Consider the following 15,684-nt stretch of genomic DNA (forward strand, 5'->3'; position numbering starts at 1 on the left):
AGGGGAAATTCATGCGATAAATTATATTCATTTCAATAAAAACAACAAGTAACAAATTACCACTTGACTAACAACACCTGCCCCTCGTGCAATAGGATAATTCGCAATTTGCGTTATTATTTTTCATATCAAAAAGAATGAGGAGACACTGCCTTTATGTTCCCACCCATTATTTGTGTGGTTTTGTCTGCATTATCGGGCATAAAAAAGAATTCGAAATGGAATATGCTATCCCACCTTGCTGCCTGCTTACTTAGCTTCTACGCTGTACCCCCTGCGTTTTCAAAAAAAGGAAATAACACCATGAGGAGCTCACAATGAAGTTAAAGAATATATCTTACCTGTCAGCCGCAATATTCTTTACCGTAACGCTGGGTTGCACAGTGAATGTGGCATCAGCCGCCGAAGTGCAGACGACGGAACAAAAAGTCGCCACGATTGAAACAATCTCTCTTCTGGATGGAAAGCAGGAATTCCAATTACAGGGCTATGAGGTTCAGCCCGTTCCTGGCGGTGCGCCTGGGAAAATGTATGTCAATAAGCAGGCTAAACGTGTGCTTATTATTGGTGAAGAAGACATCCCGTTGGCGGCCCGTGCTGCCAGTGAGGATGATTTTCTCACGGGCCTGAAATCCATTAAAGATCAGCAGAAGCAAGCCTCTCCCTCTTATAAGGTTGTCAGTGAAAAAACGGAAAACGTGAAGGGATTGAAGGTTTATCACATTGAGGCCACCAGCAATATGGACGGTACTGACGTGTTTCAGGCAACCTTAATTGCTGTCGCCAACAAAAAATTCACTATTATTCAGGTCATTTCGAACCAGAAAGATAAGCCGGGTCACATCGCAGCGGTAAACAATATTCTCGGGAAATGATTTGACAGGCGCGCCCAGGAAGGCCCGGGGGCGTCTGTTCCCCTTCCCTATTCCCGGAGGAGCAAGGTAACCGAACGTGCACGTTCGCAGGCTTTAGCGCATCACCTCGACATCCCCCAACTTTATCACTCACACTTAATCCAAAGACGTAGTCTGCGCGGACATTGTGCTTTACACTGCGCGCTGCAAAAATTGAGTAGATAAACGATTAATCAGGCGGTAATGGCGATGAACGGAACAATCACAACGTGGTTTAAAGATAAAGGTTTTGGATTTATCAAAGATGAAAACGGCGAAAACCGGTACTTTCATGTGATTAAGGTCGCCAACCCTGATCTTATCAAGAAAGATGCCGCAGTGACCTTCGAACCGACCACCAACAACAAAGGCTTGTCCGCGTATGCGGTCAAAGTTATCCCGGAAAGCAAGTACATCTATATTGCAGGTGAGCGCCTGAAACTCGCCTCGATCAAGTCTTTCGTGGTGTTCAGCGAAGAAGTGCCAGTTGAAACCGGGATCGATAAAGAAAATGCGGTGCTGTCGGTGGGGCTTCTGATGAACAACATCAAGCCGAAATCCGCGCAGAAACCTGGCGAAATGCGCTCGGTAAAAAAACTGGCGATCACCACCTTCCAGGGCACGACATTAATCTTCTCGGAAGATGAAATTGACGTTGAAGCCACGGTAAAAATGCTCAAAGTCTGACATCATCAGGCTTCCCCTGTGCCGACCTCGTGCGCGGTCCATGCGCCGCCTGTCGGCACGATTTTCTGCCCTCCTGGATGTTGCCGTATTAATCCGGCAATTTTCCCTCGGGCAGTAAAATAAGACTGCTATTATCTAAACCACATCGGCAGCATCAACTGGCTCAGACCTTAGGGAAAGACTTATGAACAACGAAATACCGCTTAAATTTTATGACATCGTGGATGAGTATTCGACGGAAAGCGAGAAGCCGGTAAGCGAGTCAGAGCGCGATCCCCTGGCCTACTATTTCCAGTTGCTGATCACCCGCTTAATGAATAACGAAGAGATCAGCGAAGAAGCGCAGCAAGAGATGGCCCGCGAAGCCGGTATCAGTGAAAAGCGTATCGATGACGTCGCGAATTTCCTCAATCAATGGGGCAACGAGTAACGCCCCATCAGTCTGTATCGGGAAGGCGGCAGCCTGTGGTGACTGTCCACCTTCTCGCTTAGCGCCCGCCTGGCGCACTCATGCCAGGCGGATATGACCTCACAGCGTAAACGTCCCTTCCATCGTGATCACACTGCTGCCGCCCACCCGCACAACCGGTGTGCCCTGCGAGGCATCATACTCTGCCAACAGCAGGCTGGCGCGCCCCATATCCACTCCCTGTCTGACGCGCAAAGAGAGCGTCGTCTTAGCGTGAAGCGAAGCCAGCAGTGCCGTCACTGCAGCCGTCGCACTGCCTGTCGCCGGGTCTTCGGTCATCCTCGGCGTGAACATCCGCGCCTGCAAATCACAGTCCTCTTCCTGTGCTATGTCCAGGGTATAGGCATAAATGGAGACTGCGCCGTCCAGTGGCAGAACAGCCCGGAAACCTTGTAAATTCGGTACGCAGCGGCGTAGCGCATCGCGGGAGGCGAGCTCCACAATCAGAAATGGCAGCCCCACCGAAGCCACCAGCGGCTGATGCACAGCCGTGCTGATGCAGTCTGTCTCCAGCGACAGACAGGCAGCGACCTGTTCCGGGCTCACTTCGGAACGGCAGGATAACGGCTCCGGCACCCGCAGTTCGGCCCCGCTCACCACGCCGTTGTCTTTGAGCAGACGAACGGGTACCAGACCCGCCGCTTCTTCAAACTGCAATATCTCAGGCAGCGTCTCGCCGTTTGCCGCCGCATAGCTTGCCAGCACAAAGGCAGTGCCGACATTGGGATGCCCGGCGAAAGGAATTTCCCGCGTGGGGGTAAAAATGCGCACATGCGCCGTGTTTGCCCTGTCGGCGGGCGGCAGCACAAACGTCGTTTCGCTGTAGCCGAACTCGGCGGCAATCTGCTGCATTTGCCTGTTGCTCATCCCCTGTGCATCTAAGACGACGGCGACTGGGTTGCCAACAAACGGGGTATCCGTAAAAACATCTGCAATGACATAACGTCTTTTCATTCTCTGCCCTGAATTCCATAGACTATTTAACAATGTACATAACCAGGAGTATCACAATTTTACAGTCACGAACACCTGCTAGATTCATCGGGTAAAAAATCATCCGGAGCAGAGCCAACTCTTGTCTAATGTAAAAAATAAATGAAATAATTTATAAAAAACCATGGTTTTTACTGCCTTTTATTCCATTACAACTATTCACTTTTCGATATTTTACCACGCAATCTCTGCTTATACACAAACAGGCAGTGACACAAAAAAAATTTATAAATGACTTTATTACCGCCACACTAACCTTATCCAAAAATCGATATCAGAAGATAAGTTTTTATATTTTTACTGGCACAGTAACAAAAGGGCTTTCTGACACGATAATAATGTCTACGGAAGTATTTCTTATAACTTAATCTGACTATAGTGAATAAGTTCAAAAGCCAATTGCGGCGTTAGCCGCTTCGCCTGACAGAAGCGTTTTATAAGGTAATTTTAGAAAAGAGAGGGAAAAGCACGAAACGCAGGCCAATGCGCTGTCAGATCGACTGCGATAATCAAGAATTGCTTATGTCCTGCAGGTTAACTCTTTGTGTCATTCGTCAGGCTTCCTCTCATACCTCTGTTCGCCTCTTTTTAAATTCCCTTAGCAATTCGGCGGTTAAAAGCCAACTTCCTCCTTTTCAATACAGATTGCGAATAATAGCACAAATCGTTCAATAAATTTGTTGCATTAAATTTATGCAACATTCCATCGATCAATCGAATTAATTCCAATAGACACAAGCTATCAATAATTTAATTTTTTTAGTTTTTAACGATCAATAGCTAAGCATAATCGGCTTTATGCCGATGTGTATTAAATGCCTTCTGCAGGAGCAGAGAGGCATAACTTCAAATTTAACAAGGAAAGAATAATGAAAAAAGTTAAGACCAACAGTCAAACACAAGGCTTAAGTATCAAAAATAAAATATTACTGGCATTTAGTGTGATATTGCTTTTGATGGTTTTTATTTCAGCAAATTCTCTATTCAGGCTTAATGAAGCTAAAGATAAAATATCCAAGATCGTAACGGAAGACTATCCGACGACTGCCCTTGGTAATAATGTTATAAGAGAGGTCAATAACGCGACAACGTTATTACTTAACGCAATTATAGAAAAAGAACCAGACAGAAAAGATCAGCTTTTGCAGGCATTGAATGCTAAAAGTAAAGACGTAACGGCGTTATATGAACAGCTAAAGGAAAAAGCAGACGATGAACCCTCACAATTATTATTAAATAAGATATCTGAATTTCGCTCAGCTTACATTCAGTCACGCGCTTTAGTGATAAAAAATCTTAAAACCGATCCTGAGGCCGCCGTCAGTGAGTACACCACTCATACCCGCGCTTATGAAAGCCAGTATCAGGGGAAAATAATAGAATTTATCGATCTGCAACGTAATGAAATGCAGACATCCTATACGGGTTTTCTCGGTGACTATGCAGTGAGCAAGGCGACCATGATCGTTGTTTCACTGATCTGTTTGGCCCTTGGTATCATCATGGCTATTCTGATTTCACGTGCTATTGTCCGCCCTATCAATCATGCTGTAAGCGCAGCAACCCGTATTGCAGAGGGCGATCTGGGTACCGATATTGTCATCACCTCTAAAGATGAAACGGGAATTCTGACAGGGGCTATTGCCCATATGCAGCAAGAATTACGAAAAATCGTGACGGAAATTCGCAGTGGTGCGGAAAATATCGCGACGGGCGCCTCTCAAATCATGGCTGGCACGCGGGATTTGTCAGCGCGAACGGAGGAACAAGCCAGCTCTGTAGAACAAACCGCCGCGTCGATGGAGCAAATTTCCGTAACGGTGAAAAATACCGGCAGTAATACGGCGAATGCTTCCCTCCTTTCAGAAAATGCCAGCATCACGGCCAAAGATAATGAAAAATTAATGTCATCTCTCACCCATGAGATCCACAATATCACCAACTCAGCGGACAAAATGTCTGACATTATTAGTCTGATCGACTCTATTGCTTTCCAGACCAATATTCTGGCACTTAACGCAGCGGTCGAAGCCGCCCGCGCAGGTGAACACGGAAAAGGATTTGCGGTCGTTGCCCAGGAAGTTCGCGTTCTCGCGCAAAAAACCGCAAATTCATCAAAAGATATTCGTTCTCTGATTGAAAATTCCATGCAGCAAAGTTCCCGCGGCCTGGATATGGTGCGCCAGGTGAGCGGCAAAATGGATGGTCTGGTGCAAAACGTCGATAGCGTCTCAAATATACTTAAAGAGATTGAACAGGCGAGCCTGGAACAAAGCGAAGGGGTGCATCAAATTAATATCGCCATCGGTCAGATTGATACCACGACCCAGCAAAATGCGGCCCTGGTTGAAGAGTCTGTGGCAGCATCAGAAATGCTTAATGAACAGGCCAGAGTGCTTAAAGATTTAGTCAGTGTATTTAAAATGGCCTGAATGCCCGTATAACACCTGTTATTTATAGTTAATGACCAGACAATCCGGTAATACATTAACACGGTTACCGGATTGTCTTATTTATCGCGAAGAAAACCTGACAGTTGAACTGGCGCACTGCCAGGCGACATCGCCGGCCTCAGCCCCTTGCTTGCCACTCTTTTTTAAGCAGCGCATAGACAAACGTAGAGTCGTACCGTTCTTCGCCCTCTTCATCTGTAAACGAGACAAACTCCTTAAAGCAGCCTTCCTGTCGCATATGCAGACGGACACAGAGTTTTTGCGACGGCAGATTATAGTCTTCCACATAGGCATACAGGCGTCGGGCCTCTTTTTGCGTAAAGAGATAAGTAAACAGCGCGCTCACCGACGCGGTGGCAAATCCCTGCCCTTCATACTGCGGGTTGAAGTGCCAGCCTACACTCCAGGTATGCGGATCCGGTTCGCCGCTGTTATCGGCAAAAAGATGTCCCACAAGCGCGTCACTTTCTTTAAGGCACACCGCGAACTGGCTCTCATCGTTGGCGCGTTTGGCCACCTCTTCCTGGGCTTCTGCCAGGGAACGCATTTTCTCATCATAAAAACAGGGCACGCGCGGCGAAGCCATATACGCAAAAAACGCCGCCGCGTCTTTACGGTGAAAACGCCGAATAATAAGCCCTGGCATGGTCGTTAAAATCATCTCACTCCCCTGTTCATTATTTTCCCTTTCGCGCCGCCTCAATAAGATCGTCGCTCTTCGCGGGTTCCATAAAAAAAGCGGCGCAGAGTCCAGATAAGCAGCGCCAGTAACGCAATTGCCCCCAGCACGGCAAAGGCCACGCTGTAGGAGTATTTTGCCGCAATGGTACCCGCAAGGCCCGGACTGAATGCCGCACCAGCCCCCTGCAACAGCATGACAAAGCTCTGCCCGGCGTTGGTATGGCCGCTGCCTTCCAGCAACTTGACGATGTAGCCCGGAACCGCCACACCCAGAAGCCCTGCCGCCACGCCATCCATAATCTGCACCGGTATCATAAAGAGCGGGTCGGCTGAGGTGCAGGCCAGCGCCGCACGCAGCGGCAGCACTATTAATGCCGCCGCAATCAGTAGCGGGTAGCCATATTTTTCCGCTCTGGCCGCCGCGAATAAGGCTACGGGGATCATCACCAGTTGTGAAATGACAACCGTCGCCGCCGCATACACGCCCGCGCTTATCTCCCCGCCCGGCGCCGATGCCACGCGCATACTGAGCATCGGCAACAGCGCGGCGTTAGCCAGATGAAAAAGCAGCAGCGTGACCCCGAGGGTGATGACCGCAGGGTGCGTGATAATAACGGACAATTTGGGAAGCGCCGCAGGATCCGCGCTGCCGCTTAATCCACGAGCGACGCGGTTATCAATATCCTCATGGCGAATAGCAAACACCGCCATCGTGGCGCAAATCGCCATACCGGTCATCAAAATGAACACGGCATCTGTGCCAAAGTAGAACACCAGCACACCCGCCAGTATTGCGGCGCTCATATTTCCGCCGTGGTTAAACGCCTCGTTTCTGCCCATTTGATGGTTAAAGCCGGATGAGCCGGTTAACCCAAGCGTGATGCCAGTGAGCAAAGGGGCAATAAAAGCCGCAGACACGCCCGTGACGAGCAGAGAAAAGCCGACGATATAGAGTGTCGGGAATACCCAGAGCAGCAGCGTCGCGGCGGTGATAAGCAGACCGCAGGTAATAAGAATTGCCCGCTTATGCCGTGACGCATCAGCAACCAGCCCGGAGGGCATCGTGGCCAACAGCCCTGCCAGACCACCAAGCGTCATCATCCAGCCAATACTGTCGGTTTGCCAGTGATGTTCAGTGAGGAAGATCCCTAAAAAAGGGCCAAGACCGTCCCTGACATCCGCCATGAAAAAATTCACTAAACACAGTGCCTGTAGCGATCGTAAAGACATGCAACCTCTTCTTACGTGGCAATCCAGCGATGGTCTCGCATTCACAGAACGGGAATATGTGCCGTTGTTTGCACGCGGCCCTTCACGCATTCCATTTTAAAATCAGCAGGTTAAAAACCTTCGTGTCGTGTAATACTCACAAGAAGAGAGAGTAGCGAGTTTTCAAGTCAGTAGCATGATACATAAATGTAACAATTGATTCCGCTGCGCTTTTTTATGTCAGCGTCTGGTTTAGGGCGCGTAACGTCGCGGGCGCGGGCGCACCTGTTACATCCGCGACAATTATCGTTATAATCACGCAAATTCTTTACCAGGTTAGAAACGACGATGACAAAACTCACCTTACAAGAGCAGATGCTGAAAGCAGGCTTAGTGACCAGCAAGAAGATGGCCAAAGTCCAGAGAACGGCCAAGAAATCACGCGTTCAGGCTCGTGAGGCAAGAGAGGCGGTAGAAGAGAATAAAAAAGCCCAGATCGAGCGCGATAAGCAACTGAGCGAGCAACAAAAGCAGGCGGCATTATCAAAAGAGTATAAAGCGCAGGTGAAGCAGCTTATTGAGATGAACCGGATTGTCATTGCCAAAGGCAATATCGATTTCAACTTCACCGACAATAACCTTATCAAAAAGGTCGTTGTGGATAAGGCAACGCAGACTCAACTGATCAATGGCCGTCTCGCCATCGCGCGCCTGGTGACCAACAGTAACGGCGACAGCGAATACGCGATCATCCCCGCCGTCGTTGCGGATAAAATTGCCCAGCGCGATGAGAGTTACATTGTCTTAAACAGCGCGCTAAGCGAAGAAGTGCAGGACGAAGACGATCCGTACGCCGATTTCAAAATTCCTGACGATTTGATGTGGTAATCCGCAACGTTTAGTACCCCTTTCCCACCGCACTTATGTAGCGCGCCGGGCATCTTCCCGGCGCCTCATCCGGATCTACGGGTTCGGTGCCCGATCGTAGAGGGAGGAGGGACCCCCTGCGAGCACGATCGGTCCCCTCTCCCTAGGGGAGAGGGCCTGGGTGAGGGGGAAAATGCAGCTCGGGAGGCGGGTTCCGTTCACCGTATGTTCATGGCGACATGTCACCTTCGGACACGTGAACGGGTAAAGGGGAACACCGCGTTCCCCTTTACAATCCCCGCGGCCCCGCAAAGAAATCGGTGCTTCGCACTGCGTTCGCCTCCCGCCCCGCTGCCTGCGGTCGGTTTGACTCGAGTTACTCGCCCCATCCCTGGGGCTCGCCCTTCGGGCCAACGCGTTGCGTTGTTCAAAATCGTTCCGGACGATTTTGTCCTGTCCCGACAAACCTCAGTCCGCCATCCCTGGCGGCCTGCCCTTGTCATCGGGTCTTCGTCTCACCGATTTCAGCGGGGACTCAACTCCCTCGCTGCACGCTCTGCGCCAGGGGGGCACAAAGATGTCGCTGTGGTTGGCATGCGGGAAAATGAGTCAGCCATGGCTAAAAAGGTTGAAGACGTTCACAGTATCTACTGTTCAGAACGGGCTGGCGTGGCAGGCGTTTATCGGCGCTGCGCTGACCGGATGCACAAAATGCAGTTCACTGGCGTGCAACATCAGTCGTGGTGTTCGCGCCGTGCCCGGTAGCGTCAGGCCACCATACAGATCGCAGCCCAGAATCGGATGACCCAGATGCTGGCAGTGAATGCGCAACTGATGAGTGCGCCCGGTCTCCGGGATGAGTGCAACCCGCGTCAGTGGCAGTAACGCCCTGTCTTCCCCTTGCTGATAAAAACGTTCCACGACCCGATAGCGGGAGCGTGCCGGTTTGCCGTGAATAGCGCAAATCGACATCAGCGGAAAGAGCGCCGGATCTTTGCCGATCGGTGCGTCGATCACCCCGTCGTCATCGGCCAGATGCCCACACAGCAACGCGGTGTAGACCTTGCTTACCGTGCGCTGGCTGAACTGGTGGCAAATCGCGGCATTTATCGCTTTGTTGCGTGCCACCACCATCAACCCGGAGGTACCGAAATCCAGGCGGTGGACCAGGGTACAGCCGGGGAATATGTTAACCAGCCGGTGATGCACCGAGTCGAGGTTTTGCGGGTTTTTCCCGGAGAGGCTGAGCAGCCCGGCGGGTTTATTGATGAGTACCAGATGTTCGTCCTGCCAGAGGATCTCTATCTCGTCATGGCACGGCGGGGCAATAAAGGTATCGATAATCTCAGACATCAGGCTGCCCGGCAAAAAAGTGAGAGCGGATGATAGCGAATTCTCCGCCGCCTGGCGAATTCGGGCTTTACTGCATCTGTTCGCGCCACAGGGCGATCTCTTCATCAAGCCAGGCGATGAAAAGCGAGATTTCCCGCGCTTTCTCCGCCTGTGGAGAGGTCACCAGCCAGTAGTGCCAGGGATACGGCGCTGTGAACGTCGTTATCTGTACCAGCTCACCCCGCGCGATAGCGTCCCGGACCAGAGAACGGCGCTCCAGCGCAATACCGCGTCCCAGCCGCACGGCTTCAAGGACCAGGTTCGAATCATTGATGCGCAATCCCGCGGGCACGATCTCTTTTTCCAGCCCGGCATTCAGACACCAGCTTTTCCACGACTCCGTCGAAAAGATAATGACGCTCTTCGCCACCTCTTGCGGTGTGGCGGGTAAGTTGCCCTTGTTGTAGCCAGGCGCCGCAACGACAATCAGCTCATCAGAAAAAAGAAAGCGGCTCTCCATGCCTTCCCAGTCGCCCTGCCCCATACGGATAGCAATATCGATGCCCTCCTGTTGCAGGCTGGTGACCGTCAGGCTGGCCTGCAAACGTAATGAAATCAGGGGATATTTTTCGCGAAAGCGCATCAGGCGCGGCAGCAACCAGTGATTGCCAAAAGACGGCACCGTCGCCAGCGTCAGTTCCATCGTGCGCGGCTTTACCTGCACCAGCCGGGTGGCCTCCGAGATGTGGTTCAACGCCTCGCGTATCTGTAGCGCATAGAGCCGCCCCTCTTCGTTAATCTGCACCCCGCGCCCGTGACGGATAAACAGTTTTACGCCAACCAGCGCCTCAAGGATTTTGATTTGCTGGCTGATGGCGGAATGGGTCACGTTCATCTCTTTTGCTGCCAGCGTCACGCTACCCAGGCGTGCAACCGCCTCAAAGCTTCGCAGGCTGGCGATAGGGGGGAAATCCGACATAGTGCTTTCCTCAAACACAGGGGCCATCAGGTTAAGGTTAACGTTACTACCCAACTGACGTTATTACAGCGGTTACTGATAACCCAGGATGGTGTTATGCCCGTTAATTTTAACGCCGTCTACAGGCTATGCGATAACCGCGCAAGATGTTAGAAAAACTAACACATAAGGTTAGAAACCCGTGATATTCGCCCACAACGATTTACGCTATGGTCTCTCTGTTTTCGTTACCGGGGCAGGTGCCGCGGTCAATCACTTAACGGCTGTTGCTGGCCAGGGGCAGGAATCAAGATGAAACTCATTGGTATGATGGACTCGCCTTACGTCAGGCGTGTTGCGGTATCCCTGGAACTCTATGGCATCGAATTTGAAAGTATGCCGCTGTCAGTTTTTCGCTCATTTGAGGCGTTCGCCCGCATTAATCCGGTCGTCAAAGCGCCGACACTGCTGCTGGATAACGGCGTGCAGTTAATGGACTCATCCCTTATCTTGCATTATTTCGAGGCCCAGGCAGGCGCAGACCAGAAATTACTCCCTGCGGAGCCTGGCGCGCTGGCACAGGATCTTTGTCTGCTGGGGGTGGCGCTTGCCGCCTGCGAAAAAGCGGTGCAAAACATTTACGAGCACAATCTCAGACCGGAAGAAAAGCAGCATCAGCCGTGGGTAGCGCGCGTGACCCAGCAATTGTTAGCCGCCTGCCGGGAGTGGGACACGCTGCTGGCAGGCCGCGCTGCCGCCCGGCGCCCCGATCAGGTTACCGTCACCAGCACGGTGGTGTGGACCTTTATTCAATCGATGATCCCGAATGTGGTGCTGGCCGACGATTTTAAAAACATTGCCTCACTTGCCCGTTCCTGTGAGGCGTTGCCCGCCTTTAAAAAATATCCCTTATGCTAAAACGGGGCGGGTTAATGACGTGATTTATTAACCCGCATCCGCCCGTTAAAACGCAGTGATTTTTCTTCGTTTTTTTATGCCGTTATCTATACTCCAGATACCCTGCTCTTATCCGTTAAGGTTTCTTGTGTTAGCAACTATCCTCATCGCGCTTGTCGCCGCGATCCATGTCTACATTCTGGTTCTCGAAATGTTTTTGTGGGATACCAAAACCGGCCGCAAGGCGTTTAACCTGAGCGCTGATTTTGCCCGCGACACCCGCGTGCTGGCCGCCAATCAGGGGCTGTATAACGGCTTTTTAGCCGCCGGTTTACTGTGGGGGTTATGGCTGGGCGATGCCGGATTTCAGGTCAAGCTTTTCTTCCTGGCATGCGTGTTGATCGCCGGGGTGTTTGGCGCGGCAACCGCCAGCAAGAAAATCCTTTATGTTCAGGCGCTACCGGCGCTTATCGCGATGGTAGCGCTATTGATGCAATAAATGACGAACGAAGGCGGAGATTAATCGTTACGGGTCTTCTTGTGTTCCAGGTTTCGCGTTTCAAGAAAGCGGACAATCACGACGAAAAAGACGGGAACAAAGAAAACAGCGAGTACCGTTGCACTGATCATCCCGCCAAACACCCCTGTCCCAATGGCATGTTGCGTGCTGTCACTTGCCCCTTTAGCAAGCATCAGGGGCACCACGCCCAGTGTGAACGCTAAAGAGGTCATGAGTATCGGGCGCAAACGCTGTCCGGCGGCGATGAGGGTCGCTTCGATGACGTTTTTGCCCTGGCGCATTAATTGTCTCGCAAATTCAATGATCAGAATGGCGTTCTTGGCGGAGAGCCCAATCAGGGTTATCAGACCGACTTTAAAAAAGACGTCGTTCGTCATCTGTGCAACGATGACTGCCAGCACGGCGCCGAGTAGCCCCAGCGGAACAACCAGCATAACCGCGAAGGGAACAGACCAGCTTTCATAAAGCGCGGCGAGCACCATAAATACCACTAACATCGACAGTACAATGAGCCCCGGAAGCTGCGATGCAGAGGCCTTTTCCTGTAATGAACTGCCTGCCCACTCGCCCGCAAAACCCGACGGTAAGTTTTCTGCAAGCTCCTCCATTGCCGCCATTGCGGTACCTGTAGATTCACCAGTGGATGCACTTCCGGTAATTCGAATGGCAGGATAACCCTGGTAGCGATTCAGTTGCTGTGGCGCGACATGCCAGGCAAGCGTCACAAACGTGGACACTGGCAGCATCTCGCCCTGGCGGTTTTTAACCGATAAACGCAATAGCTGTTCCGGCTGCATACGGAACGGCGCATCAGCCTGAACAATGACCTGCTGAACCCGCCCATTATTGATGTAATCATTGACATAGTTAGATCCCGTTGCGACCGAAAGAGTTTGATTGATTTCATCAAACGAGCCCCCCATGGCTTCGGCTTTTTCCCTGTCAATGTTCAGGGTAAGTGTTGATCCCTCCGGCAGGCCATCAATATAGACATCGCTCAAATACGGGTTCTTATTGGCGCGCTGGACGAGTTCATCCGCTGCTTTTTTTAGTGCCTGATAGCCCTTTCCTCCCCGGTCTTGCACATAATAAGTGAAACCGGATGAGGTCCCCATATCAGAAATAGCCGGAGGAAGCAGACTCATGGTTACCGCGTCGGACACACTCTCCATTCTTGATTGGATATGGTCAGCTTCATCCTGAGCGCTTGTCCCTTCGCGGTGTTTCCAGTCCTTGAGTGTGGTGAAAGCCATCGCCGAGTTCTGACCAGAGCCCGAAAACCCAAATCCAAGGATCATGATGTTGCTTTCAATCGCCGGTTGGCTGGCGATTTCCTCTTCAAATTTTTGAACCACCTTAAGCGTACGCTGCATCGTCGCGTCTGAGGGAAGCTGGATTGACGACATAAAGTAGCCTTGATCTTCATCCGGTAAAAACGACGACGGCAATGAAGAGAGCCCCAAAAAAAGCGCCATGCACAGCGCGGCATACAGCAGCATCATCCGTCCGGTCCGTTTCAGAGCAAATCCGAGGCCGGATGCGTAAAACGCAGTAAGCGCATGAAACCGACCGTTGAACCACGCGGAAAACGCGCGGCCTTTGCGGGAGGCATGATGATGGGGCTTTAATATCGTTGCGCAGAGTGCTGGCGTGAGCGTCAGGGCGAGAAAGGCGGACAGTAAAATAGACACTGCCATAGAGATACAGAACTGCCGATAAATAATTCCGACAGACCCTCCGGCAAATGCCATCGGGATAAATACCGCCGTAAGCACCAGGGTAATACCAATAATTGCGGGCGTGATTTCATGCATAGCTTGCCGCGTAGCTTCCTTCGGGGAGAGCCCCTTTTCTTCCATCAGGCGTTCGACGTTTTCGACCACGACAATGGCGTCATCAACGATAATGCCGATAGCCAGTACCATACCAAACATGGTCAGAATGTTGATGGAATAACCGCTTAATAGCATCACCGTAAAGGTGCCCAGCAGCGCCACGGGCGCCACGATGGCAGGGATCAGCGTGCAGCGGATTTTATGCAGGAAAAGCAGCATGACGAGGAACACCAGAACCATCGCTTCAACGAATGTCTCCACCACTTTCGTTATGGAAAGTTTAACGAAAGGTGCCGTATCAAAAGGAACCGTAAATTCCATTCCCTCAGGCAGTACACCTGACAGCTCAGCCAGCCGCGCACGGATACCGGACGCCGTGTTGATAGCATTTGCACCGGGCGAAAGCTGGATAGCGGCCGCCGTTGCGGGTACACCGTTTTCACGTATACCAAAGGTATAGCTTTGTAACCCGGATTCAACGCGGGCAATATCGGCCAGTGTCAGACGCGCACCGGAGACCGCCGATTTAAGGGTAATATTACGAAACGCCTCAACCGAGGTAAGTTGCCCTCTGACGGTGATCGGATAGGTAACGGTCTGACCCGCGACCGCAGGCTCGTCTCCCGTTCTGCCAGGTGAAACAATCACGTTTTGCTGACTCACGGCGGTGAGTACGTCCGTAACAGAGAGCCCGTAACTGTGTAATTTCATGGGATCAAGCCAGATTCGCAGCGCTTTTTCACCGCCAAAGAGCTGGACTTTCCCCACACCCGGCACACGTCGCAGTTCATCCGTCAAATTTCTGGCGAAATAGTCGCTTAAATCCGCTTCCTGATATTCGCCGGTGGGGGATTTTAAACCCACCATCATCAGAAACCCGGAATTAGCGGCCTCAACGTTAATACCATTTTGCCGCACAGCCTGCGGTAAACGCGGCTCCACAATCTTTATCTGGTTTTGCAGGTCCATCTGGGCGAGTTTAATGTCTGTACCTGGCCTGAACGTTACCGTGATCGAAGCCATGCCGGTGGTATCGCTGGACGATTCAAAATAGAGTAAGTTATCCACCCCTGAGATCTCGCGTTCAATAAGCGAAACGACAGAGGTGTTCATGACATCCGGGCTGGCGCCGGGATAACTGAGCGAGATGATAATACCAGGCGGTGCGACCGCCGGATATTGCGCGACGGGCAGTCGTGGGATGGACAATATGCCGGTCAGCACAATAAACAGCGCGACCACCCAGGCAAAAATGGGTCTTTCAATAAAAAAATGCGGCATCAGAAATAATTCCAGTCAACTGACATAACGTTCATAAAAAAATAAAACGGCTCACTAGCCTGCTCCAGGTTACCCGGCGCAAAGTCATCTGCGAAAAATGAATGCCAATGATAAGAAGTTGATATTGACCACGTATGGCAGGTTTATGGAAAGAGTGTGGAGCCAGACATTGTTCTACATTTATGTCTCACTCCATTATTTCATTGTGAAAAAAGTCCAAATCATCCGCATCAATAAGTACACTGGCGTACCGAAGAAAAAAATGCTCAAAAAACACCCATAATAAAATATAAAATCATCCAGACCCGGCATGATATTGAGAAGTAAATTGAACACCAGAATAGTATAAATAAAGACAACAACGACATAGAACGTTATGACGGCTAACTCCTTTAATGCCCCCGGTTTCTTCTGGGTGATAAAAAAGAAAAAAGCGATAACGACACACGCGAACGCAAGGGGCAATGAGATGACCGCCACATCCGTTTTTTCTTCAATAGCGTGCGCGACAAACAACCACGGAAAGAGTAATACGCATGATACCAGAAAAAATAAAAAAGAGTCCCAAATTACCTTTTGAAAAATACGTTCAATGTCTTTCATACTGTT

General features: G+C 50.9%; 14 protein-coding genes. 7 read left to right on the forward strand and 7 right to left on the reverse strand.

Translation table 11 applies throughout. The features are described from left to right. Positions 1-317 precede the first annotated feature (317 nt). The 3 genes from IP582_RS14155 to IP582_RS14165 all read left to right on the forward strand — a co-directional run bounded on the left by IP582_RS14155 (position 318) and on the right by IP582_RS14165 (position 2,010). The gene (locus tag IP582_RS14155) at positions 318-875 is read left to right on the forward strand and encodes a hypothetical protein (protein WP_228007898.1); all 558 of its coding nucleotides are present in this window, start codon (positions 318-320) and stop codon (positions 873-875) included. A gap of 222 nt (positions 876-1,097) precedes the next feature. Then, positions 1,098-1,580, forward strand: a complete 483-nt coding sequence (locus IP582_RS14160) for a cold-shock protein (RefSeq protein WP_041851468.1) — start codon at positions 1,098-1,100, stop codon at positions 1,578-1,580. A 184-nt stretch (positions 1,581-1,764) separates the two neighbouring features. Next, positions 1,765-2,010: a YmjA family protein gene (locus IP582_RS14165; RefSeq protein WP_193793575.1), complete on the forward strand. Its 246-nt coding sequence runs from the start codon at positions 1,765-1,767 to the stop codon at positions 2,008-2,010. A 99-nt stretch (positions 2,011-2,109) separates the two neighbouring features. On the opposite strand, the gene IP582_RS14170 is transcribed toward IP582_RS14165, so the two are convergent. Further along, positions 2,110-3,003: a PhzF family phenazine biosynthesis protein gene (locus IP582_RS14170; RefSeq protein ID WP_193793576.1), complete on the reverse strand. Its 894-nt coding sequence runs from the start codon at positions 3,001-3,003 to the stop codon at positions 2,110-2,112. A gap of 908 nt (positions 3,004-3,911) precedes the next feature. On the opposite strand from IP582_RS14170, the gene IP582_RS14175 reads away from it, so the two are divergent. After that, complete coding sequence (locus tag IP582_RS14175) at positions 3,912-5,474, forward strand: methyl-accepting chemotaxis protein (protein ID WP_193793577.1); 1,563 nt, start codon at positions 3,912-3,914, stop codon at positions 5,472-5,474. Positions 5,475-5,613: 139 nt separating this feature from the next. On the opposite strand, the gene IP582_RS14180 is transcribed toward IP582_RS14175, so the two are convergent. Together IP582_RS14180 and IP582_RS14185 are read right to left on the reverse strand one after the other, a co-directional pair. Further along, complete coding sequence (locus IP582_RS14180) at positions 5,614-6,156, reverse strand: GNAT family N-acetyltransferase (RefSeq protein ID WP_193793578.1); 543 nt, start codon at positions 6,154-6,156, stop codon at positions 5,614-5,616. Between the two features lie 38 nt (positions 6,157-6,194). Next, a complete protein-coding gene (locus IP582_RS14185) occupies positions 6,195-7,406 on the reverse strand; it encodes an MFS transporter (RefSeq protein WP_193793579.1) in 1,212 nt (403 codons plus the stop codon). Positions 7,407-7,733: 327 nt separating this feature from the next. Here IP582_RS14185 and IP582_RS14190 point away from each other — a divergent pair, with 327 nt between their 5' ends. Further along, on the forward strand, positions 7,734-8,273 hold the full coding sequence (locus IP582_RS14190) for a DUF2058 domain-containing protein (RefSeq protein WP_041851475.1): 540 nt from the start codon (positions 7,734-7,736) through the stop codon (positions 8,271-8,273). Positions 8,274-8,906: 633 nt separating this feature from the next. Here IP582_RS14190 and IP582_RS14195 read toward each other — a convergent pair. Together IP582_RS14195 and IP582_RS14200 are read right to left on the reverse strand one after the other, a co-directional pair. Next, on the reverse strand, positions 8,907-9,605 hold the full coding sequence (locus IP582_RS14195; RefSeq protein WP_193793580.1) for an RluA family pseudouridine synthase: 699 nt from the start codon (positions 9,603-9,605) through the stop codon (positions 8,907-8,909). A 67-nt stretch (positions 9,606-9,672) separates the two neighbouring features. Then, positions 9,673-10,563, reverse strand: a complete 891-nt coding sequence (locus IP582_RS14200; RefSeq protein WP_193793581.1) for a LysR substrate-binding domain-containing protein — start codon at positions 10,561-10,563, stop codon at positions 9,673-9,675. A gap of 291 nt (positions 10,564-10,854) precedes the next feature. Here IP582_RS14200 and IP582_RS14205 point away from each other — a divergent pair, with 291 nt between their 5' ends. Next, positions 10,855-11,460, forward strand: coding sequence for a glutathione S-transferase family protein (locus tag IP582_RS14205; RefSeq protein ID WP_193793582.1), 606 nt, complete (start codon positions 10,855-10,857; stop codon positions 11,458-11,460). Positions 11,461-11,587: 127 nt separating this feature from the next. Continuing rightward, positions 11,588-11,938, forward strand: a complete 351-nt coding sequence (locus IP582_RS14210) for a DUF1304 domain-containing protein (RefSeq protein ID WP_041851479.1) — start codon at positions 11,588-11,590, stop codon at positions 11,936-11,938. A 20-nt stretch (positions 11,939-11,958) separates the two neighbouring features. Here IP582_RS14210 and IP582_RS14215 read toward each other — a convergent pair whose 3' ends face one another. Together IP582_RS14215 and IP582_RS14220 are read right to left on the reverse strand one after the other, a co-directional pair. Next, positions 11,959-15,075, reverse strand: a complete 3,117-nt coding sequence (locus IP582_RS14215) for a multidrug efflux RND transporter permease subunit (protein ID WP_193793583.1) — start codon at positions 15,073-15,075, stop codon at positions 11,959-11,961. 195 nt (positions 15,076-15,270) lie between these two features. Then, positions 15,271-15,678: a transporter gene (locus IP582_RS14220; protein WP_193793584.1), complete on the reverse strand. Its 408-nt coding sequence runs from the start codon at positions 15,676-15,678 to the stop codon at positions 15,271-15,273. Positions 15,679-15,684: the final 6 nt, after the last annotated feature.

Origin of the sequence: Citrobacter sp. BDA59-3, assembly GCF_015167655.1 — a bacterium.
GTDB classification, from domain to species: Bacteria; Pseudomonadota; Gammaproteobacteria; order Enterobacterales; family Enterobacteriaceae; genus Phytobacter; species Phytobacter diazotrophicus.

Excerpts from the sequence above, each read along its gene's own strand:
- IP582_RS14155 (WP_228007898.1), top strand. The coding sequence starts at position 318 with ATGAAGTTAAAGAATATATCTTACCTGTCAGCCGCAATATTCTTTACC.
- IP582_RS14160 (WP_041851468.1), top strand. The coding sequence starts at position 1,098 with ATGGCGATGAACGGAACAATCACAACGTGGTTTAAAGATAAAGGTTTT.
- IP582_RS14165 (WP_193793575.1), top strand. The coding sequence starts at position 1,765 with ATGAACAACGAAATACCGCTTAAATTTTATGACATCGTGGATGAGTAT.
- IP582_RS14170 (WP_193793576.1), bottom strand. The coding sequence starts at position 3,003 with ATGAAAAGACGTTATGTCATTGCAGATGTTTTTACGGATACCCCGTTT.
- IP582_RS14175 (WP_193793577.1), top strand. The coding sequence starts at position 3,912 with ATGAAAAAAGTTAAGACCAACAGTCAAACACAAGGCTTAAGTATCAAA.
- IP582_RS14180 (WP_193793578.1), bottom strand. The coding sequence starts at position 6,156 with ATGATTTTAACGACCATGCCAGGGCTTATTATTCGGCGTTTTCACCGT.
- IP582_RS14185 (WP_193793579.1), bottom strand. The coding sequence starts at position 7,406 with ATGTCTTTACGATCGCTACAGGCACTGTGTTTAGTGAATTTTTTCATG.
- IP582_RS14190 (WP_041851475.1), top strand. The coding sequence starts at position 7,734 with ATGACAAAACTCACCTTACAAGAGCAGATGCTGAAAGCAGGCTTAGTG.
- IP582_RS14195 (WP_193793580.1), bottom strand. The coding sequence starts at position 9,605 with ATGTCTGAGATTATCGATACCTTTATTGCCCCGCCGTGCCATGACGAG.
- IP582_RS14200 (WP_193793581.1), bottom strand. The coding sequence starts at position 10,563 with ATGTCGGATTTCCCCCCTATCGCCAGCCTGCGAAGCTTTGAGGCGGTT.
- IP582_RS14205 (WP_193793582.1), top strand. The coding sequence starts at position 10,855 with ATGAAACTCATTGGTATGATGGACTCGCCTTACGTCAGGCGTGTTGCG.
- IP582_RS14215 (WP_193793583.1), bottom strand. The coding sequence starts at position 15,075 with ATGCCGCATTTTTTTATTGAAAGACCCATTTTTGCCTGGGTGGTCGCG.
- IP582_RS14220 (WP_193793584.1), bottom strand. The coding sequence starts at position 15,678 with ATGAAAGACATTGAACGTATTTTTCAAAAGGTAATTTGGGACTCTTTT.